16 protein-coding genes are annotated in these 16191 nt (G+C 63.3%); 10 read left to right on the top strand and 6 right to left on the bottom strand.

Annotated elements, in window-relative coordinates; genetic code table 11:
* Window positions 1–347: 347 nt before the first annotated feature.
* Window positions 348–770: a large conductance mechanosensitive channel protein MscL gene (gene mscL, locus HY836_RS16820; protein WP_290678411.1), complete on the top strand. Its 423-nt coding sequence runs from the start codon at window positions 348–350 to the stop codon at window positions 768–770.
* 96 nt (window positions 771–866) lie between these two features.
* Window positions 867–3419, top strand: coding sequence for a DUF1631 family protein (locus HY836_RS16815; protein ID WP_290678407.1), 2553 nt, complete (start codon window positions 867–869; stop codon window positions 3417–3419).
* Here the strand turns inward: HY836_RS16815 and pdxA are convergent.
* On the bottom strand, window positions 3408–4424 hold the full coding sequence (gene pdxA, locus HY836_RS16810; RefSeq protein ID WP_290678409.1) for a 4-hydroxythreonine-4-phosphate dehydrogenase PdxA: 1017 nt from the start codon (window positions 4422–4424) through the stop codon (window positions 3408–3410). The two genes, HY836_RS16815 and pdxA, sit on opposite strands and share 12 nt — an antisense overlap.
* A gap of 157 nt (window positions 4425–4581) precedes the next feature.
* On the opposite strand from pdxA, the gene hisI reads away from it, so the two are divergent.
* The 5 genes from hisI (at window position 4582) to tatC (ending at window position 7024) form a co-directional block, all read left to right on the top strand.
* The gene (hisI, locus tag HY836_RS16805; protein ID WP_290678404.1) at window positions 4582–4974 is read left to right on the top strand and encodes a phosphoribosyl-AMP cyclohydrolase; all 393 of its coding nucleotides are present in this window, start codon (window positions 4582–4584) and stop codon (window positions 4972–4974) included.
* Window positions 4971–5375 (top strand): phosphoribosyl-ATP diphosphatase, encoded by a 405-nt coding sequence (locus tag HY836_RS16800; protein WP_290678401.1) that lies wholly within the window; start codon window positions 4971–4973, stop codon window positions 5373–5375. Before hisI ends, HY836_RS16800 begins: the two co-directional genes overlap by 4 nt.
* Before the next feature lie 94 nt (window positions 5376–5469).
* On the top strand, window positions 5470–5706 hold the full coding sequence (gene tatA, locus HY836_RS16795) for a Sec-independent protein translocase subunit TatA (RefSeq protein WP_290678398.1): 237 nt from the start codon (window positions 5470–5472) through the stop codon (window positions 5704–5706).
* A 46-nt stretch (window positions 5707–5752) separates the two neighbouring features.
* Window positions 5753–6220, top strand: coding sequence for a twin-arginine translocase TatA/TatE family subunit (locus HY836_RS16790; protein ID WP_290678395.1), 468 nt, complete (start codon window positions 5753–5755; stop codon window positions 6218–6220).
* Between the two features lie 12 nt (window positions 6221–6232).
* The gene (tatC, locus tag HY836_RS16785; protein WP_290678392.1) at window positions 6233–7024 is read left to right on the top strand and encodes a twin-arginine translocase subunit TatC; all 792 of its coding nucleotides are present in this window, start codon (window positions 6233–6235) and stop codon (window positions 7022–7024) included.
* A 19-nt stretch (window positions 7025–7043) separates the two neighbouring features.
* Here tatC and HY836_RS16780 read toward each other — a convergent pair whose 3' ends face one another.
* Window positions 7044–8222, bottom strand: a complete 1179-nt coding sequence (locus HY836_RS16780; protein ID WP_290678389.1) for a trypsin-like peptidase domain-containing protein — start codon at window positions 8220–8222, stop codon at window positions 7044–7046.
* A 43-nt stretch (window positions 8223–8265) separates the two neighbouring features.
* Between HY836_RS16780 and HY836_RS16775 the strand changes: the two genes are divergently transcribed.
* From HY836_RS16775 to HY836_RS16765, 3 genes are all read left to right on the top strand, one after another.
* Complete coding sequence (locus HY836_RS16775; protein ID WP_290678386.1) at window positions 8266–9015, top strand: Nif3-like dinuclear metal center hexameric protein; 750 nt, start codon at window positions 8266–8268, stop codon at window positions 9013–9015.
* 79 nt (window positions 9016–9094) lie between these two features.
* Entirely contained in the window at window positions 9095–10771 is a 1677-nt protein-coding gene (locus tag HY836_RS16770; protein WP_290678384.1) for a FecR domain-containing protein, read from the top strand.
* Window positions 10768–13086, top strand: a complete 2319-nt coding sequence (locus HY836_RS16765; protein WP_290678381.1) for a CHASE2 domain-containing protein — start codon at window positions 10768–10770, stop codon at window positions 13084–13086. The genes HY836_RS16770 and HY836_RS16765 overlap by 4 nt, the downstream gene beginning before the upstream one ends.
* 17 nt (window positions 13087–13103) lie before the next feature.
* On the opposite strand, the gene HY836_RS16760 is transcribed toward HY836_RS16765, so the two are convergent.
* From HY836_RS16760 to hisH, 4 genes are all read right to left on the bottom strand, one after another.
* Window positions 13104–13688 carry a CBS domain-containing protein gene (locus HY836_RS16760; RefSeq protein WP_290678378.1) on the bottom strand — a complete coding sequence of 195 codons (585 nt, stop codon included), beginning with the start codon at window positions 13686–13688 and terminating at the stop codon, window positions 13104–13106.
* Between the two features lie 196 nt (window positions 13689–13884).
* Window positions 13885–14664 carry an imidazole glycerol phosphate synthase subunit HisF gene (hisF, locus tag HY836_RS16755; RefSeq protein ID WP_290678375.1) on the bottom strand — a complete coding sequence of 260 codons (780 nt, stop codon included), beginning with the start codon at window positions 14662–14664 and terminating at the stop codon, window positions 13885–13887.
* A gap of 18 nt (window positions 14665–14682) precedes the next feature.
* The gene (hisA, locus tag HY836_RS16750) at window positions 14683–15429 is read right to left on the bottom strand and encodes a 1-(5-phosphoribosyl)-5-[(5-phosphoribosylamino)methylideneamino]imidazole-4-carboxamide isomerase (protein ID WP_290678371.1); all 747 of its coding nucleotides are present in this window, start codon (window positions 15427–15429) and stop codon (window positions 14683–14685) included.
* A gap of 54 nt (window positions 15430–15483) precedes the next feature.
* A complete protein-coding gene (hisH, locus tag HY836_RS16745) occupies window positions 15484–16173 on the bottom strand; it encodes an imidazole glycerol phosphate synthase subunit HisH (protein WP_290678368.1) in 690 nt (229 codons plus the stop codon).
* Between the last annotated feature and the right edge of the window lie 18 nt (window positions 16174–16191).

Below are 16191 nucleotides of genomic sequence, written 5' to 3'. Positions count from 1 at the left end.
GGTGGCCACGCCGCCCACGCCACCGGCGGCGCAGGCCATGGTCACCCAGGTCCGACGGCTTTGATCCACTGGCTGATTGCTCATGGGTATCCTTTTGGACTTATAGAGGACTGATGGGACGATGAGATTGGGGTCAACCTCGCATTCTAACGGACGTCAGCGACCCCTCCCCCGCTCGACCCAACTTGTTGATCAGACTCAGGGCGGATTCAGCATGTAACTTTTTGGCAACAACTGCCTCACACACCCCTCTCAATCGCGTCGCCAGCCCTGGGATAAATGACTTCAACAGGCCTACAGTTGCAGAGGATTACAAATTAACTTCCCTCAAGAATTGGAGAGCAGCAATGAGCTTTATCAGCGAATTCAAGGAATTTGCCGTCAAGGGCAATGTGATCGACCTGGCCGTCGGTGTGATCATCGGCGGCGCATTCGGCAAAATCGTCGATTCGCTGGTCAATGACCTGATCATGCCGCTGATTGGCAAGGTCGTCGGCGGGCTGGACTTCAGCAACTACTACGTCGCACTGGCTGGCCAGCAGGCCGGGCTGACGCTGGCTGACGCCAAAAAGGCTGGCGCCGTCTTCGCTTACGGCAGCTTCCTCACCGTCGCCTTGAACTTCATGATCCTGGCTTTCATCATTTTCCTGATGATCAAGCAGATCAATCGCATCAAGAAAGAGGCTCCCGCAGCAGCCCCGGCTGCCCCTGCCCCCACGCCCGAAGACATCGTGTTGCTTCGTGAGATTCGTGACAGTTTGAAAAAATAACGAAAGGCCGGGCAGGACCGGCCGATATCCAACGATCAAAGGCAATCCCATTTTGGGACAGTACATGTGCCCGCTTGATCTGATTGGACCCGTCCTGTGACCGACCCCCGTTTCGACCTCGTTATTGACCGCGCCATCAGCCGCGTCAACACGGCGGTGTCGAATGCCATCGACAAGGTCTCAGCCCAGATGGGTGCCCTGGCCTTGTCAGCCACCAGCAACCTGCAACGCCAGGTGCTGATGAGCGCCGAACGTGAACTGCAGCTCAAATCCTCGCAGTTGCAGGCCGCGTTCGGCAAACAATTCCGCCAGCAGGTGGACAAGCTCGCTCGAAACACCCGCACGACACAAAGCGGCCATCAGGTGTTCAACAGCGACACAGATTGGGCCTCGCTGTCCCTGGTCGACAACGCCGAGGTCGAGCGGGGGGTGACCGCCGACAGGCTGGCGCAGGCACTCACCCACGAGTGCGATGCCGAGTTGGAGGCCTTGTACGCGTACATCACCTCGCTGCTCGACGACCCCAACCCCGAACGCAATCCCCTGCGCCCGCAGGAAATCGCCCGCGCGCTCCTGGCCGCCATCGCCGAGCTCAACAGCGCCGACGACGTCACCCAGGTTCTGGCTCAGCATCTGGGCCGTGTGCTGGGCCCCGAACTCGCGAGCTGCTACAGCCAGATCGTGGCGGACCTGCGCGGCCAGGGCATTGCCCCTCGCGGCCTCACGGTCAATCGCACACGCGGCTCCAGTAGCGTGCACGGGGGCATATCGGCGACCAACCCCGGCAGCCTCACTGGCGAGGCACCCCAGCCAACCCAGCCAGCCAATTTCCCCGACAGCATGGGCGCCAGAATCACATCGGGCTACCAATCGGGCTACCAGCCACCTGCGCAGCACACCACCGAGACGCACTTGCGCGCCGCGCAGGCCCTCAGCGAAATGTTCGGCGTCTCGATGCCGATGCCCATGGCAGATGGCGCCACCCCCATGGGCTTGAGGGGCAACGCACCGCGCATGCCGGGCGTACTGCCCGCCGTCAGCCCCGACTTCCAGAACCTGCTGCGCCAGATCGCCGCCCAATCACCGCCTGCCGGCTGGGCGGCAGAGTTCCCGGGCCACGTGCCCGCAGGCGGCTCGGTCACCGCATCCGGCGGCATGCCTGGCGATGCAGGCGCGGGCTTTGCCGGCCCATTGATGGCCGTCAACCTCATTCGCGCCCACCGGGAAGAACTGGTCAAGGCCAGCGGTGGCGCCGCGCTCGATCAGATGGTGATCGACATCGTGGCAGCCCTGTTCGACCAGGTCCTGTCCGACCCCAAGGTGTCGCCGCAGATGGCGCGCCAGATAGCCCGCCTGCAGATGCCTGTGCTGCGGGTCGCGCTGGCGGACATGAGCTTCTTCAATTCCCGCAAGCACCCTGTGCGGCGCTTCGTGAACCGCATCGCCACCCTGTCAGCGTCATTCGATGACTACGACAGCGGCCCGGGATTGGCCTGCCTGGAGCGCATCACCGCCCTGGTCAACGACATTGTCGAGGGCGACTTCGACCGCATGGACACCTACGAGGCCAAACTGGTCGAGCTGGAGTCCTTCATCGACAGCGAGAACGCCCGCGAAGCGGCCGAAAACGCGGCCGTGGCAGCCATGCTCAATGGCAAGGAAGCCGATCTGAGGGTGCACCAGCGCTACATGCAGATCCTCAAGCGGGAGTTGGCCGACGTCGAGATGCCGGACTTCCTGCGCGATTTCCTGTCGCAGATCTGGAGCCAGGTGCAGGTGATGGCTGCGGCGCGCGATGGCGCCCAGTCGCCGCTGGCCGCACGCATGAAGGCTGCGGGCCACCATCTGGCGCTGAGCGTGCAGCCCAAGGGGCACCCACAGCTGCGCAAGGAGTTCCTGCTCAAGCTGCCGCAGTTGATGAAAGACCTCAACGAAGGTCTGGGGCTGATTCAATGGGCGGAGGAAGCCAAACAGGCGTTTTTCGCCCAGCTGCTGCCCGCACATGCCGAATGCCTGAAGACCGCCCCCCAGCATGATCTGACCCAGCGCCTGCTGGAGCACCAGCTGACCAAGGTCGAACAAATTGCCATCCCCAGCCGAGAAGAAGCGGCCAACGACCCCCTGCCGCAAGCGCTCAGCGACATCAAGGCCCCGCCCGTCCTGACGGTCGTGCCAACCCTGTCGCCCACCGAGATCAAGGAAGCGGGCTTCCTGCCCGAAGCGGCCATCGCCGCAGACGGCCCGCTGGACATCGACCTGGATCTACCCGGCGGGAACGATCCGACGCTCACGGACATCGACATCAACCTGGACGCCCCGCCGCCGCCCTCGGCCGGACTGCAACTGGTACACCACATCCAAAAGGGTGCGGCCTATCAGATGATGATGCAAGGCCAGTGGAAAAAGGTTCGCCTGACCTGGGTCAGCGATGGCCGCACCTTCTTCATCTTCAACCATGGCCACACGCACAAGCAGACCATCTCGCTGACAGCCAGAACATTGGCGAAGATGTGCGATTCAGGGCGTTTCAAGGCTTTCGAACAAGCCGAATTGATCGAACGCGCCACCGTGCGTGCACGGCGACAACTCGCGGCGCTCACGGGCGGCGGCGGTCACAGCCCGCAAACCCGCGCGCGTTCAGCCGCCTGACCGAACAGTGCGACCCGCCACCAGCACGCGGGCCATGTGGGCGGCCTGCGCAAAACTGGCTTCATCTGCTTGGCCCGTTCCTGCCAGGTCGAACGCGGTTCCGTGGTCCGGGCTGGTTCGCACAAATGGCAAACCCAAGGTGACGTTCACGCCCTGATCCAGCCCCAGGTACTTCACGGGAATCAGCCCTTGGTCGTGGTACATCGCGATCACCACGTCGAATTCGCCCGGATGCTCGGGGGCATGGCGGGCGCGCATGAAGACGGTGTCAGGCGCATAGGGGCCACTGGCGTCAATCCCGTCTGCCCTGGCTGCCTCGATCGCCGGACCGATGATGGTCAGCTCTTCATCGCCAAACAAACCACCCTCCCCCGCGTGCGGATTGAGCCCCGCCACGGCAATGCGCGGCCTGGGCATGCCCCAAAGTTGTGCGCTGTCGTGCGTGATGCGGATGGTCTCCAGCACGGACGCGTGCGTCACCTGTTCGATGGCCTGGCGCAGCGCCACGTGGATGGTGACCAGCACGGTCTTGAGTTGATCGTTGGCCAGCATCATCCGAACGGGCGCAGGAGCCTGCCCTGCGGGGCTGCCTTCAGCCTGCAGCAATTCGGTGTGCCCTGGATAAGGTTCGCCAGCCAGGGCCAGCGCCTCCTTGTGCAGGGGCGCCGTCACGATGCCGGCCACCTGCCCCTGCTGGGCCAGACGCACAGCCTCACGGATGCAGGCAGCGGCAGCCTTCCCCGCGCGCACGTCCACCTGACCCACCGGCGCAGCCAGCAGATCATCAGGCAGACCAGGTGGCATCCACACACCCATCTGGCGGGACCCCAGGGCGGCGTACTGCGCCACGGCACGCAGGTGCACGACCTCCAGTTGGTCTGCCAGCCCCAGCCAGCCGATGGCGCGCTGCATCACCTGCGGACACCCCACCACCACGGCCGGGCCACTGCCCGAAGCCCACCATTTGGCGATGATCTCTGGCCCGATACCGCAGGCATCACCCATGGTGAGCGCCAGCACGCCGGATGGAGACACGGGAAAAGACGTTTGCGCCACAGTGGCACCCTTTCAAATGAGGGGAATTGGGCCCGACAGGCCAGATTGTCACCTCGGACAGCAAGGTCGGGTGGCCCCTGGCCCCTCGATTGCTACACTGTCACCCATGACTTGGTTAGAAGAGATCCGCTGGGATGAAAATGGGCTGGTACCGGTGATCGCCCAGGAAGACACGTCGGGCGACGTGCTGATGTTCGCCTGGATGAACCGCGAGGCCCTGGCGTTGACCGCCGAAAAGGGTGAGGCGGTGTACTGGAGCCGTTCCCGCCAGAAGCTATGGCACAAGGGCGAGGAATCCGGCCACATCCAGAAGGTGCACGCCATCCGAATGGACTGTGACAACGATGTCGTGCTGCTGCGCATCACGCAACTGGGGCACGAGCCCGGCATTGCCTGCCACACCGGCCGTCACAGCTGTTTCTTCCAGAAATACGAGAATGGTCAGTGGGTCTCCGTGGACCCGGTGATCAAAGACCCTGCCAGCATCTACAACAAATGAGTGCCACGCCCCCTACCCCGAACTCGACAGCCACGTCCCTGGACGTGCTGATGCGCCTGGCCGAGGTGATCGAATCCCGCAAGGGCGGCGATCCGGACAAGAGTTATGTGGCCCGGCTGTTTCACAAGGGCACCGACACGGTCTTGAAAAAGGTCGGAGAGGAAGCAACTGAGACAGTGATGGCCGGCAAGGACATGGCGGCCAATCCCTCGGACGCCAACCGCAAGGCACTGGTGGGTGAATTCGCCGATCTGTGGTTTCACGCCATGGTGGCGATGTCTCACCTCGGCCTGCATCCGCACGAGGTGGTGGGGGAACTGGCGCGCCGTGAAGGGCTGTCCGGGCTGGAAGAGTTCGCCATGCGCGGCAAGGTAAAGACAAGTGAAGGCGGCGCATCCTGATCAAAATGCGCATGTGCTTATGCGAGGCTGACTCGCGGGCATACATCAAAATGACGGATTTGTTGTCAAGTCGATAGACTTTTTGGAGAAGATCATGGGTTCATTCAGCATCTGGCATTGGCTGATCGTGCTGCTCATCGTGGTGATGGTGTTTGGCACCAAAAAGCTCAAGAACGTCGGCACGGACCTGGGTTCAGCCGTCAAGGGCTTCAAGGACGGCATGAAGGACGGCACGACCTCGGCTGATGCCGCGGCAGCGCCTCAGCAAGTCACCAACACTGCCCGCAACGACGCCAACACCGTTGACGTCGATGCCAAGAGCAAGTCCTGATCGGTCAATCAGCCCTACCGCGCTGCTGTAAGGCAGTGCGTCATCCATGATTGATTTCGGTATCGACAAACTGGCGATCATCGGCGCAGTGGCCCTGATCGTCATCGGCCCTGAGCGCTTGCCCAAAGTGGCACGCACGGTGGGGGTATTGCTGGGCAAGGCTCAACGGTATGTGTCGCAGGTTCAAAGCGAGGTCAACCGCTCGATGGAGCTCGAAGAGCTCAAGAAGGTGAAGACCGGACTCGAAGAGGCTGCGCGGAATGTCGGGCAGTCCGTCAACGACGGCCTCAACGAGGCTCATTCCGCACTGAGCGGCAGTGACAGCCACGACTACCAGTCATATGGGCAGGATCATGTCCCGACGCCGTACTACAGCTTCGGCCCGCCCGTGCGCAAGAACTGGCGGCTCAAACGTGGTGCCACGCCGCTCTGGTACAAGCAACGCACGGGTGTGCGGCGGCATGTGCAGTCCGGCGCGGCGCGTGTGGCGCGCTTCCGCCCAGGTTCCCGCTAAACAGGTTTTTGAGTGAGCGATTCCAACAAACCAGACGAGCTCGATGGCAGCGAACAGCCATTCGTGTCCCACCTGATCGAACTGCGAGACCGACTGATCAAGGTGGCCATCGCCATCGGGGTGGTCTTCGTCGCGCTGGCCATTTACCCCTCACCTGCCACGCTGTATGACTGGCTGGCCATGCCCTTGGTACAGCATCTTCCCAAGGGCGCCACGCTGATCGCCACCAATCCGATCTCTCCGTTCATGGTGCCGATCAAGGTGACCATGCTGGCCGCCTTCATGCTGGCACTGCCCGTGGTGCTCTACCAGGTCTGGGCTTTTGTCGCACCAGGTCTGTACGCACATGAAAAACGCCTGGTGTTGCCCTTGATCGTTTCCAGCACCTTGCTTTTCTTTGGCGGCGTAGCCTTTTGCTACTTCTTCGTGTTCGGCCAGGTCTTCACCTTCATCCAGAGCTTTGCACCCAAGAGCATCACCGCAGCGCCTGACATCGAGGCCTATCTGAGTTTCGTGCTCAACATGTTCCTGGCATTCGGCGCTGCTTTTGAGGTGCCTGTGGTACTCGTCATCCTGGCGCGCATGGGCATCGTGTCAGTAGACAAGTTCAAGGAATTCCGCAGCTACTTCATCGTGATCGCCTTCGTCATCGCCGCCGTGATCACGCCACCGGATGTGGTGTCGCAACTGTCGCTGGCCATTCCGATGTGCCTGCTGTATGAAGTCGGCATCTGGGCTGCCCAGCTCTTCGTCAAGCACACGAAGGCGCCCGAAGAAAGCGAGGACGCCGCAGCGTCCTCCTGATTTCCCTGATGACCGGGACTTACTGATCGTCCGGGTTGCGCTGCTGAACCGGTGTTCTGGGGCGCTTGGCCACCACGACGTTGAGCGTGAGCACTTCTCCGCCGCGCTGAACCTTCACCACGGCGGGCGAACCCGGCTTGAGCGCGGCCACAGTGGCCAGCAACTGAGCCGTGTTGGCCACCTTGGCACCTGCCACCGCCACGACCACATCACCCGGACGCACGCCGCCCTGGGCAGCAGGACCGTTGTGCAGCACCCCTGTGATCAGTACGCCGTCCTTGACCGGCAGGCTGAACGTCTCTGCCATCTCGGGAGTGAGGTCACGTGGCTCGACACCGATCCACCCTCGCGTGACCTGCCCCTCCTTGATCAGACTCTCCATCACCTGACGTGCCGTGGACACCGGGATGGCAAAACCAATGCCCAGGCTACCGCCGGAACGCGAGTAGATCGCGCTGTTGATGCCCACCAGATTGCCATTGGTGTCCACCAGGGCGCCCCCCGAATTACCAGGGTTGATCGCGGCATCAGTCTGGATGAAGTTCTCGAACGTGTTGATGCCCAACTGGTTGCGCCCCAGGGCACTGACGATGCCGGCCGTCACGGTCTGCCCGACGCCAAACGGGTTGCCAATGGCCAGCACGGCATCGCCCACCTGAATGACATCCGAATCCCCCAAGGTGATGGCCGGCAGGCGATCCAGATCCACCTTAAGCACGGCCAGATCGGTGTCCGGATCCGTGCCGATGACCTTGGCAGAAGCCTTGCGCCCGTCGGTGAGCATGACCTCGATGTCGTCCATGCGGTCGACCACGTGGTTGTTGGTCAGAACATAGCCTTCAGGCGACACGATCACGCCGGAGCCCACACCGGATTGCGGCTGTCCTTCCTGATCACCGAAAAAGTAGCGGAACCAGGGGTCGTTGCGACGCGGATTGCGCGCAGCGGAATTGCTGGTCACCACGCTGACGACCGTGGGCGCGGCACGTTGGGCGGCCTCCCGGAAGCCCAACGCAGGCATGCCCTGCCCTTTGGACGGCGCTGCCGGCACAGCAGGCGCCACGGCCACCGTCGCGCCGGGCAGGACTTGCCGCCAGGACACCGCCTGGATCCACTGTGGTTTGAATGTCGACACCACAAACAGCACGGCGACCGATACGGTCACGGTCTGCGAGAAAATCAGCCAGGTTTTACGCATGAATGCCAGGAACCATGAATAACGTTAGCCAAAAGGGCCCGCCATGATCGAACGAGACGCCTTGCAAGACCATCTGCAACAACTGCTGGAGGCCGACCGATTCAAGGATTATGGGCCGAACGGTCTGCAAGTTGAGGGCAAGCGCGAGATTCACAAGGTGGTGACGGGTGTGACGGCCAGCCTGGCTCTGATCAATGCGGCCATTGCAGAAGGCGCGGATGCCATCGTCGTGCACCACGGTCTGTTCTGGCGCGGGCAGGACGGCCGGGTCACCGGCTGGATGAAGCAGCGCCTGGCCCAGTTGATCAGGCACGACATCAACCTCTTCGCCTATCACCTGCCCCTGGATGCCCATGCCACACTGGGCAACAACGCCCAGTGGGGGCTGCAGTTGGGCCTGGTGGCCGATGCGCGCTTTGGCGATCAGGACCTGGGCTTCATCGGTTCGGTGCCCGATGGACTGGATTTGCACCGTTTGAGCGAACTGGTGACCCGCAAACTGGGTCGGGCGCCGGTTGTGGTGCCAGGAGACGGGCGCCCCTTGAAGCGCGCGGCCTGGTGCAGCGGCGGCGCGCAAGGCTATTTTGAAGGCGCCATTGCCGCAGGTGTAGACGTGTTCCTCACCGGCGAGATTTCAGAACCCCAGGCCCATTACGCCCGGGAAACCGGCGTGGCCTTCCTGGCTTGCGGCCACCACGCCAGCGAGCGCTATGGCGTGCAGGCGCTTGGTCGCCACCTGGAAATCAATCTGGGTGTGGAACATGCGTTTGTGGATATCGACAATCCCGCCTGAGCCTGTTTGACCTCATTGCCGCTGTCACAGGCATCGCGTAAGCTCTCGGCGAATCAAACAAACCCGGGAAGTTGTCGCCATGCTGCTCGCGCATCGAACAGCCTGGGCAGGTGTCTGGATGTGCGCAGCATCACTGACATGCTGTCCTGATCTCGTCGTAGCTGGCACAGCCTCCTGCCACACGCACACGGCGGTGGCTGGCGACACACTCATCGCCTTGAGCCAGCGCTATCTGGCGCAGCCGCAACACTGGCAGGTGCTGGCACGCGCCAACCATGTCCCCAATCCGCGGCGCATCCCGATCGGTACGGCGCTGTGCATCCCCGTTGATCAGTTGAAAGCCACCCCCAGGCCTGGCGTGGTGCTGGAGGTGGTCGGCCAGGCCACGGCCCAGCCAGACGCCAAGGCCGGATTGGCTTCTTCCCCCCAAGAAGTCAGGAAAGGCGACGCGGTGCCCCCTGGCATGACCTTGCGCACCAGCCCGACCGGCTATGTGACGGTGCAGCTCGCCGATGGCTCCATCCTCAAGATCCAGGCCGACACCCAGGCCCGGCTGGACAGCTCACAGCATTACGAGGAGGCAGGCTTTTACGCCTCGGTCTGGTCGGTTCTGCGCGGGCGCGTCGAGTCACTGGTTACCCACCTGACCGGTGGCCAGCCCCGCTATCAGATCAAGACGCCGCAGGCGGTGCTCGGCGTGCGTGGCACGACCTTCCGCGTGGCCACCGACGCCCGCCGTACCTTGGGCGAGACCTTGACCGGCACGGTGGCCGTGTCCAGTGGCAAGCAGGCCGCCCTGCTCGGTGCCGGGCAGGGCACGGTGGCAGTTGGCGGCAGCCAGGTTGCGCCACCCGTGCCCTTGCCCTCTGCGCCAGACCTCACGCCCTTGCCTGCCTTGTTCGAGCGCCCGCTGCTGCGCATGGAGCTGCCCACCGCACCCGGTGCGGCCAGCTACCGCCTTCAGATTGCCGAGGATGTCGACTTCCGCCGCGTGCGCGCCGAGCAGACTGACACGCAACCTCGATTCAGGGTCAGCGAGCTGCCTGATGGCGTTTACTTCCTGCGCATGCGCGTGGCCAATGCCCAGGGCCTGGAGGGTCAGGACGCCCAGGCCACCTTCCAGCTCAAGGCCAGGCCGGAGCCCCCCATTCCGACCGCGCCCGGCCACCAGGCCAAGCTGCGAGCCCGCGAAGCCACGCTGAACTGGACCAGCCACCCGCAGGCCACACGCTACCGCCTGCAAATCGCGCGCGACGCAGACTTCAAGCAACTCGTGGTGGAGCACGCCGATATCCGCGACACACAGTTGATCGCACCACTGCCTGCCGGCGACTACTTCTGGCGCATCGCCACGACGGCGTCGACCAGCACAGGCGCCCTTGATCCGGGCCCATGGGGCGACGCCCAGGCCCTGATGATGCGCGAGCCGCCCGCTCAACCACCCCCACCGAAACTCACGCCGGATGCACTGCAGTTCACCCTGCAGGCCGAACCTGGCCAACGATTCGAGTTCCAGATGGCCCGAGACGACGGTTTCGCTGACCTGATCAAGGCTGTCTCGTCGGATTCGCCGGAGGTGAGCTTGCCCAGGCCAGCCGAAGGCGGGCGTCTGTACGTGCGATACCGGGCCATTGATCCCGACGGTTTCGTGGGCCCCTACACCTCACCCCAACTGGTGCTGCTGCCCAGTTGCGTGCGCAGTGGCCATGGCACATGCGTGCGCGGCCGTGAACGCTTCATCACCACGCAACCATGACGTCCGAACCGCGCACCACTCGTCAGCAACGTGAATGGTGGCTGGTCAGCCTTTGCCTGATGATGCTGACAAGCGCTGCCTGTTGGTGGCACTGGACCTGGCATCTCGATCAGGCTGTCTATGACGCAGCACAGAGCACCTGGCTGCGGGCGCCCGCGAAGGACATCGTGATCGTCGCCATTGACGATGCCAGCCTGCAGGCAATTGGCCGGTGGCCCTGGAAGCGAGCCGTTCATGCGCAGGCCTTGAAGCAAATTCAACAGGCTGGGCCGAAATCGGTGATGCTCGACCTGCTGCTGAGCGAGTCCGATGCTGACCCACAGCAAGACAGCGTGCTGGCACAGGCCATGCGTGAATCCGGCAAGGTGGTGCTGCCTGTCAGCCATGCGCTGGATGGCGTGGGGCATGGTCATGAATTGCGCCCTCTGCCGATGTTTCAGGAAGGCACCACGCTGGCCCACGCCGACGCCGCCATGGACGTGGACGGCACCGTGCGCTGGGCCTATCTGTGGGCGGGCAGCCAGGCCAACCGCTACCCTCATCCTGCGCTGGCGATGCTGCAAGTAGCTGGCGAATGGCCGACCGACATCCCCAGGCAAGCCGCACAGGACTCGCCTTCGACCTCGCCCTACTGGCACCGAGATCAGGCCATGGCCATTCCGTTTCTGGGCGCCCCCGGCCGCATTGCCCATGTGTCATATGCCGCGGTGTTGCGAGGCGAGGTCTCGCCCGAGACCTTCCGCCAACGCCATGTGCTGATCGGTGTGACCGCGCTCGGCTTGGGCGAGACCTTCCAGACGCCTGTGTCCCAACTGGGCGAAGGCATGGCGGGCGTGGAAGTCATTGCCCAGTTGCTGGACGCCCTGCGACAAGGACAACGCATCAAGGTCCTGCCAGCCGCAGCAGTCGCCCCACTGTCTGCCCTGCTGGTGCTCGGCCTGTTGTGGTACTTCCGGCATGCCGCACCACGCCAGGCCCTGATCGCCAGCGCCAGCCTAGCAGCAGGCGCCGTGCTGGTCTCGTGGGGCCTGATGGCATGGGGCATCTGGTGGCCGCCATTCGGGCTGGCCCTGGGGGCACTGTTGAGCTATCCGGTATGGAGCTGGCGCAAGCTGGAGGCCACCGCACGCGACCTGGAAGCTGAGTTGCAGGCGATGGCCAGCGAACCCGATGTGCGCTCTGCCCTGCCTGGGGCTGATGATCGACCTGGCGCGGACTTCATGCAACGGCGCACGGATGCCATCAGCCGGGCTGGCGCACAACTGAGGCAAGCGCGGCAACTGCTGGCACACACACTGGGCACGCTGCCTGACGCCGTTTTTGTCGTGGATGCGCGGCACGTGGTGACCCAGGCCAATCAGCAAGCCTGCGCGATGGCCGGCTTCAGCCATCCGTCCGCGCTGATCGGCCGACGCCTGGGCGAAGTGCTGTCGCCCATGACGCCCACCGAAGCACCGACCTGGGACATGCTGCTGGACAAGGCGCGTCAGGGGCACCAGGCCTTGAGCACGGAAGCCGTACACCCGCGCGGCAAGCAGTATCTGGTGGCCATGGTGGCAACCGATGATGCAACACCTGACAGCGGCGCCATCGTGTGCGCCACCGACGTCACCGCCTTGCAGGAGGCCGAACTGCAGCGTGCAGAGCTCCTGGGCTTCATCGCGCACGACATCCGCTCACCACAGGCATCGCTGATCTCGCTGGTGGACCTGCATCGGATTGGCGGCCACATGTCGCAGGAGGAAACGCTCAAGCATGTGGAAGCCATGGCCCGCCACACACTGGAGTTGTGTGAAGAGCTGCTGCAGGTGATGCGGGCTGAGACACGTGCCATCTCACCTGCCCAGGGTGACCTGATCAAACTGGCGCAGGACTGCCTGAACGACATGCAGTTGCAGGCACGCACCAAGGACATCACCTTGTCGGGCAACTGGCCACCCGGCCGTGAACAACCCTCGTCGTTTGACGAGTACCTGGTTCACCGCGCCTTGATCAACCTGCTGAGCAATGCCATCAAGTTCAGCCCCAAGGGCGGGCAAATCTCGGTGGCTGTCACGCAAGATCATGACTGGCATGTGATTGCCGTGCGCGACCAAGGCCCTGGCATCCCGGAGTCGGAACTGGGACGGCTGTTCAAACGCTATGAACGCGTTGAACAGGGGCGCCCTTCCAAGCTGGCCGCCGGCATCGGACTGGGGCTGGTCTTCATCGACACCGTGGCGCGGCGCCATGGCGGGCAGGTCAAGGTCATCAACAAACCCGGCGAAGGGGCTTGCTTCGAACTCTGGCTGCCAGCCACATCGGGCCAGGCATGAGGCCGGCTCGCGGGCCCTCAGTGCGCCAGCACCATCTCCAGCTCGGCAAAACTGCGTGAGTGCAGATCCGGCTCGATGGTGGTGTTCATGGCCATCTCCAGGCGGCGGGCAGAGAACATGCCGCGCAGCATGGTCTTGCCTTGCTTGTGCTGTGTCACCAGCAGATAGCGCAGGCCGTGTTCGTGCATGGTCTCGGCCACATCGCCCAGGCGGGCGGTGCGCACGCTGGCCAAGTCCACCGTATCCCATTGGGTCACGGGCACCATGACATCGGCCACGGTCAATTCACTGTGCGGCACCAGTTGGCTGGATGCGCGCAGCACGGGGCGTTCGCCCTGGATGTCCTCCGCCGTGACCATACCGACCAGCTCGCCATGGACGCCGGACACGAACACCATGCGCACACCCGCACGCATCATCAGGTGCATGGTCTGATCCAGACCATCCTGTTGATGTGCCACGACGCAGGCACTGTGGTGCAGATCGGTCAGCAGACTCAGCGCCGCATCATGCGGCTGGGCCAGGCGCTGCACCTTGGGCAACTCCGGCGCGTGCGTCATGGACGACAGTGGCAGCGGCTTGAAGCGATGGGTTTGGGGCATGAGTCACTCCTGACGAAGATGTATTCCCGAGACACACATTACGCCTGATATGTCGGCGTCATGGTGCCAGGACTCAAACCCATGTTGGCAGAGATGTGATGTCGTTCACGCCAAAAGAAAAGGCCGCAAGATGCGGCCTTTGAGGGTCTCTCGCCAGATGCCTTGTGCACCGGGCTTGAACGGGGATGCGCTGGCTTCAGATGCGAACGGGAATGCCCCGCTGCGCCATCAGGGCCTTGGCTTGCGCCACGGTGTACTCACCGTAATGGAAGATGCTGGCAGCCAGCACGGCATCCGCCCTGCCCTGCTGCACGCCATCGGCCAGGTGATCGAGGTTGCCCACGCCACCTGAGGCGATCACGGGCACGCCCACGGCATCGCTCACGGCACGGGTCAGTTCCAGATCGAAGCCCGACTTGGTGCCATCACGGTCCATGCTGGTCAGCAGGATCTCGCCGGCGCCATGCTCGGCCATCTGCCTGGCCCAGGCCACGGCATCCAGGCCCACGTTCTTGCGGCCGCCATGGCTGTAGACGTCCCAGCCCGGCCCACGTGCGGCCAGGTCATCACCTTGGCGACGCTTGGCATCAATGGCCACCACAATGCACTGCGAACCGTATTTGTCCGAGGCATCACGGATCACCGGCGGGTTGGCCAAGGCGGCGGAGTTGAAGCTGACCTTGTCCGCGCCGGCATTGAGCAGGCGGCGCACGTCATCCACCGTGCGCACGCCACCACCCACCGTCAGCGGGATGAAGACCTGCGAAGCCACGGCTTCGATGATGTGCAGGATCATGTCGCGACCATCGCTGGTGGCGGTGATGTCCAGGAAGGTGAGCTCGTCGGCGCCTTGCTCGTTGTAACGCGCCGCGATTTCAACCGGATCGCCGGCGTCACGCAACTCGACGAAGTTGACGCCCTTGACGACGCGCCCGCCGGTGACGTCCAGGCAGGGAATGATGCGTTTGGCTAGCACTGGGAGGCCTTTGCTCGATCAGCCTTTGCCATTGAGTTCGTCGGCACGCTTTTGAGCCGCGGCGAAATCAAGGTCACCCGTGTAGATGGCACGACCACAGATCACGCCTTCCACGCCTTCAGGTTCGACGGCGCACAGCTCTTCAATGTTCTTGATGTTCGACAGGCCGCCCGAAGCGATCACGGGCACGGTCAGCGCCTGCGCCAGCTTGACGGTGGCTTCGATGTTGATGCCCGAGAGCATGCCGTCACGGCCGATGTCGGTGTAGATCACGCCTTCAACGCCGTAATCTTCGAACTTCTTGGCCAGGTCGATCACTTCGTGACCGGAGAGCTTGCTCCAGCCATCGGTGGCCACCTTGCCGTCCTTGGCGTCCAGGCCCACGATGATGTGACCACCAAAGGCGGTGCAAGCATCACGCAGGAAGCCGGGGTTCTTGACCGCAGCCGTGCCGATGATGACGTAGCTCAGGCCGTCGTCCAGATAGCGCTCGATGGTGTCGAGGTCACGGATGCCGCCACCCAGTTGCACCGGGATCTCGCTGCCGACTTCTTTGATGATGGCCTTGATGGCCGCTTCGTTGACGGGTTTGCCGGCAAAGGCTCCATTGAGGTCCACCAGGTGCAGACGCCTTGCGCCGGCATCCAGCCAGCGCCGGGCCATCGCGGCCGGGTCCTCGCCGAAGGTGGTGGAGTCATTCATGTCGCCTTGCTTAAGGCGCACGCATTTGCCGTCTTTCAGGTCAATCGCAGGGATCAGCAGCATGGCTGTGGTGCGGGTTGGGTGGAGAAATCGTCAGAAAACCCTGGAAGCACTTGATCAAGGCTTCCAGAGCAGGAAATTGCGGTACAGGGCCAGCCCATGTTCGGCGCTCTTCTCGGGGTGGAACTGGGTGGCGAAAATGTTATCCCGGGCAACGGCGCAGGTAAAGCGGACACCGTACTCGGTCTCGCCTGCGCTGTGTTGGGGATTATCCACAACTGCATGGTAGCTGTGGACGAAGTAGAAGTAGCTGTCGTCAGGAATTCCCGCCCAGACCGGATGCGGCTGCCCACCCCAGACGCCTTCATGGCGGGGTTGGTGCACGCGGTTCCAGCCCATCTGGGGCACCTTGTAGCGGCTGCCGTCGGGTTGCTTCATGCCGTCAAGGCGGAACTTGATCACCCTGCCAGGCAACAGGCCCAGGCCAGGTGTGTCCTGTTCTTCGGAGTGATCCAGCAGCATCTGCATGCCCACGCACACACCCATCAGGGGCTTGTTGGCGGCGGCATCCAGCACGGCGCCCAGCAGGCCACCGCCATGGGCACCGCGCAGTTCGCGCATGCAATCGCGCATGGCGCCCTGCCCTGGCAGCACCACGCGCTCGGCAGCGTGCACCACGTCCGGGTCATTGGTCACCACGACCTTGAGGTTCAGATCCTTGGCTGCGTGTTCAACCGCCTGCGAGACAGAACGCAGGTTACCCATGCCGTAGTCAATCACGGCCACTGTCGATGTCATCTGGCTCATGGAGTCAACGGGGCAGCA

The sequence above is a fragment of the Aquabacterium sp. genome, assembly GCF_016234775.1.
Lineage (GTDB): Bacteria > Pseudomonadota > Gammaproteobacteria > Burkholderiales > Burkholderiaceae_C > Aquabacterium.
Note: the sequence above shows the minus strand (reverse complement) of the source record. Positions and strands in the feature narration are given on the sequence as shown.

Excerpts from the sequence above, each read along its gene's own strand:
- mscL (WP_290678411.1), top strand. The coding sequence starts at position 348 with ATGAGCTTTATCAGCGAATTCAAGGAATTTGCCGTCAAGGGCAATGTG.
- pdxA (WP_290678409.1), bottom strand. The coding sequence starts at position 4,424 with ATGGGTGATGCCTGCGGTATCGGGCCAGAGATCATCGCCAAATGGTGG.
- hisI (WP_290678404.1), top strand. The coding sequence starts at position 4,582 with ATGACTTGGTTAGAAGAGATCCGCTGGGATGAAAATGGGCTGGTACCG.
- HY836_RS16800 (WP_290678401.1), top strand. The coding sequence starts at position 4,971 with ATGAGTGCCACGCCCCCTACCCCGAACTCGACAGCCACGTCCCTGGAC.
- tatA (WP_290678398.1), top strand. The coding sequence starts at position 5,470 with ATGGGTTCATTCAGCATCTGGCATTGGCTGATCGTGCTGCTCATCGTG.
- HY836_RS16790 (WP_290678395.1), top strand. The coding sequence starts at position 5,753 with ATGATTGATTTCGGTATCGACAAACTGGCGATCATCGGCGCAGTGGCC.
- HY836_RS16780 (WP_290678389.1), bottom strand. The coding sequence starts at position 8,222 with ATGCGTAAAACCTGGCTGATTTTCTCGCAGACCGTGACCGTATCGGTC.
- HY836_RS16775 (WP_290678386.1), top strand. The coding sequence starts at position 8,266 with ATGATCGAACGAGACGCCTTGCAAGACCATCTGCAACAACTGCTGGAG.
- HY836_RS16770 (WP_290678384.1), top strand. The coding sequence starts at position 9,095 with ATGCTGCTCGCGCATCGAACAGCCTGGGCAGGTGTCTGGATGTGCGCA.
- HY836_RS16765 (WP_290678381.1), top strand. The coding sequence starts at position 10,768 with ATGACGTCCGAACCGCGCACCACTCGTCAGCAACGTGAATGGTGGCTG.
- HY836_RS16760 (WP_290678378.1), bottom strand. The coding sequence starts at position 13,688 with ATGCCCCAAACCCATCGCTTCAAGCCGCTGCCACTGTCGTCCATGACG.
- hisA (WP_290678371.1), bottom strand. The coding sequence starts at position 15,429 with ATGCTGCTGATCCCTGCGATTGACCTGAAAGACGGCAAATGCGTGCGC.
- hisH (WP_290678368.1), bottom strand. The coding sequence starts at position 16,173 with ATGAGCCAGATGACATCGACAGTGGCCGTGATTGACTACGGCATGGGT.